This window comes from Moorena sp. SIO4E2, from assembly GCF_010671945.1.
Taxonomy (GTDB): Bacteria; Cyanobacteriota; Cyanobacteriia; order Cyanobacteriales; family Coleofasciculaceae; genus Moorena; species Moorena producens.
In genome coordinates this window covers 1-2,558 of sequence record NZ_JAAHIE010000835.1, presented here as the reverse complement: position 1 = coordinate 2,558, position 2,558 = coordinate 1, and the positions used below count along the sequence as shown (strand labels likewise).

The window sequence follows — 2,558 nt, the reverse complement described above, 5'->3', positions numbered from 1 at the left end:
CATTTTTGGGATGTGAGTGGTTTCTTTCCTGAGAATGCTGGCTCCCCCAACCAGATGTCAATGCCCAAAGCGCCCATCCCTGGTAAGGGGTTCGTGAAATCGCGCTCAACTTTTGTCAGTCAACCAGGTGGAGAAGTTATACTCAGTCGTTATAAAAAAGCTAACAGTTTGTCAACAATTGATTTCATAAAACATCTGCAAAGGCGGAGTGAAGGGGCAAAAATTGTTTTAGTCTGGGATGGAGCCAGTTATCACCGTTCCCAGGAGTTTCGGGATTTTCTTGCACAAGTTAATACTGATAAACAGTGGAATATTCACTGTCTACGCTTTGCTCCTTACGCACCATCAGAAAATCCAATTGAGAACATTTGGGGGCAGGCTAAAAAAGTATTACAACAGATGCATCAACGGTGTCGATCTTTCAAGCTCACCAAGAAATTATTTGAATTGTTTATTGAATATCGGTTATTTACTATGCCTAATTTAGGAAGTTATGAAGCTTTCTCCATTATCATTTAGGAGTAGTATAGGTCAGGGCTATTACTTTTGACCTATCTTTTTTTATCTCTTTCTGCTGTATCGCTCACTACATAAGACTTTCATGCCTCGTTGTCCCCCTGTTAGGTTATGTGTACAGTAATTTGTTTCTCTTTTTCAAGAATTTTCACCATTTCCGAGAGAGTTAATGATGGATACTCTGACAATATAGATTTGATGAATTCCGTGAATGGTTCTAATTTAGAGGCTCGGTTATTTCCTTGTTTGCTCGGTGATATATTTCCGGTTTCTTTGAATTTTTTAATAATTCTAAATACAAAATTGCGACTCACTTTAAACCTTTTAGCCAACCGCGTCATTGAGCCCTCACAGTCTAGATAAGCTGTGATAATTTTGGTTCTTATATCAACAGAGTATGCTTTCATAATTGGAGTTTTATAATATTTATTATATTATACTCTATTTAAGCGCAAACCGCTATAACCCTCTTCTGTCACTTTCCGAATTTAATGATTAACAAATAAGCCATATTATCCAGACTTAAAAAAGGATTGATATTGATGAATTTCACTAATTAGCTGATTCAACCCCAGCAATAATTTACTATTAGGAAAAATATCTAGCCAGGGAAAAATAATCCATAACATTATGATGGGTTGAATCAGTAAACGAAAATTGTTTAACACATTCTTCCATCCACCTTTCTGATTCCATTGTTGATGATTACTCACCTGGATATCATCAGCATCTGTCACCTTATTGGCCACTTCTGTCGATTTCTTTAAAGATAAAAAAGCTGGAGAATTTAAACTAATCATGGTGTACACACAAAAAATTATTTCCCACCATTTTTCGATATCCTTAAACTTAGTAAAACGGTAATCTGTCCATCCTAATTCTTGTTTACACTGACGAAAAGCATACTCTACCCATGTTCTTAATCCATACAAATCTCCCAAGATTTTCTTGAGATTACCTTTCAAATTAGTCATAACAAAAGATGTTCCATTCTCTGGCATAGTTTTTGGGTCTGTGGTTATTTCCCAGTAAGTTATGGCTCTCTTTTTTCCATAGACTATTTCTCTAATGTATCTAGTTTCTGATTTTTGATTACTAAATGTTCTGGTAAATTTACACCACTTATTCGCTCTAATCCTCTGTGAGCTTGGCATCCAGACTCCATGATTACTCCTAATTGCTACTACATAAGACAATTTATTTTTCTCTAATGTTCTAATAAACTGGCTACTTTCACCATAGAGACTATCCGCTAATACTCGTTCTATATTTAAGCCTTCTTCTACTAATTCTTCTAGGATTTCTGAGGCTAACTCTATTTTAGTTTTGTACTTATCTTCCCGTTTTAATGTTCCTCTGGGTTTGAAGATTTTGCCTACCAATGGAAATGTTATATTTTGATACACTCCGTAAGCATTAACTGACACTATCCCATTATCTACTTTTCCGATACTTCCTAGATATTGCCGTGCTACATAGTCCGTTTTTTTTACCTTTCTTTCTATCCCCGGTTTCATCTATTATGACTGTAATTGCTTGTTCTTTTAATTTTTCTTTGATTTTCCTTAATCTTTCCTTCTTTATTTCCCTGACTGACCAAGGGGAATTGGCGATGAAGTGATGTAGTGACTGGGGTGATTTTATCCCTACTATTTTGGCTATTTCTGGTAAGGATTTTCTCTTTATTTCTGAGACTATTCCTAAGTGTAAATATTTGAAGCATTCATAGTTCCTTACTTCTTTGAATAGGTCTTTATAGCTCTGACAATATTCATCTATTATTGATACTGTTGCCTGGGGAGCCCTGGCTAAATGTTTGAGGATTTGTTCCTCTACATCCATTGCTGTGCCTACCTTGTAGAGTTTCTTTTTTTTCTTTCTCTACTTATTATAACCGGAGAGTGACAGAAGAGGGATAAGGTAACGTGACAGCCGAGGGGCACCAAAGTTTTAGCAGTTTCTAAAACCCCCTGATACTGCTCAAAGGCAACCGTGGCGCTGCCATGCTCGATCACTGTTTGAGCCAAGGTCATAGAGCGTCC

General features: G+C 36.5%; 2 protein-coding genes and 2 pseudogenes. 1 reads left to right on the top strand and 3 read right to left on the bottom strand.

Translation table 11 applies throughout. The features are described from left to right. Positions 1-519: transposase (locus F6K37_RS37865; protein WP_287256188.1), on the top strand; the 519-nt coding region annotated here is incomplete at its 5' end. A 101-nt stretch (positions 520-620) separates the two neighbouring features. On the opposite strand, the gene F6K37_RS45125 is transcribed toward F6K37_RS37865, so the two are convergent. The 3 genes and pseudogenes from F6K37_RS45125 to F6K37_RS37855 all read right to left on the bottom strand — a co-directional run. Continuing rightward, positions 621-923, bottom strand: a complete 303-nt coding sequence (locus tag F6K37_RS45125) for an IS630 transposase-related protein (RefSeq protein ID WP_353838981.1) — start codon at positions 921-923, stop codon at positions 621-623. 105 nt (positions 924-1,028) lie between these two features. Further along, a pseudogene (locus tag F6K37_RS37860) lies at positions 1,029-2,358 on the bottom strand (IS701 family transposase). An 8-nt stretch (positions 2,359-2,366) separates the two neighbouring features. Next, a pseudogene (locus F6K37_RS37855) lies at positions 2,367-2,558 on the bottom strand (hypothetical protein); the annotation flags it as partial.

What these genes read in the sequence shown, in the direction of transcription:
- F6K37_RS45125 (WP_353838981.1), bottom strand. Translation starts at nt 923, where the DNA reads ATGAAAGCATACTCTGTTGATATAAGAACCAAAATTATCACAGCTTAT.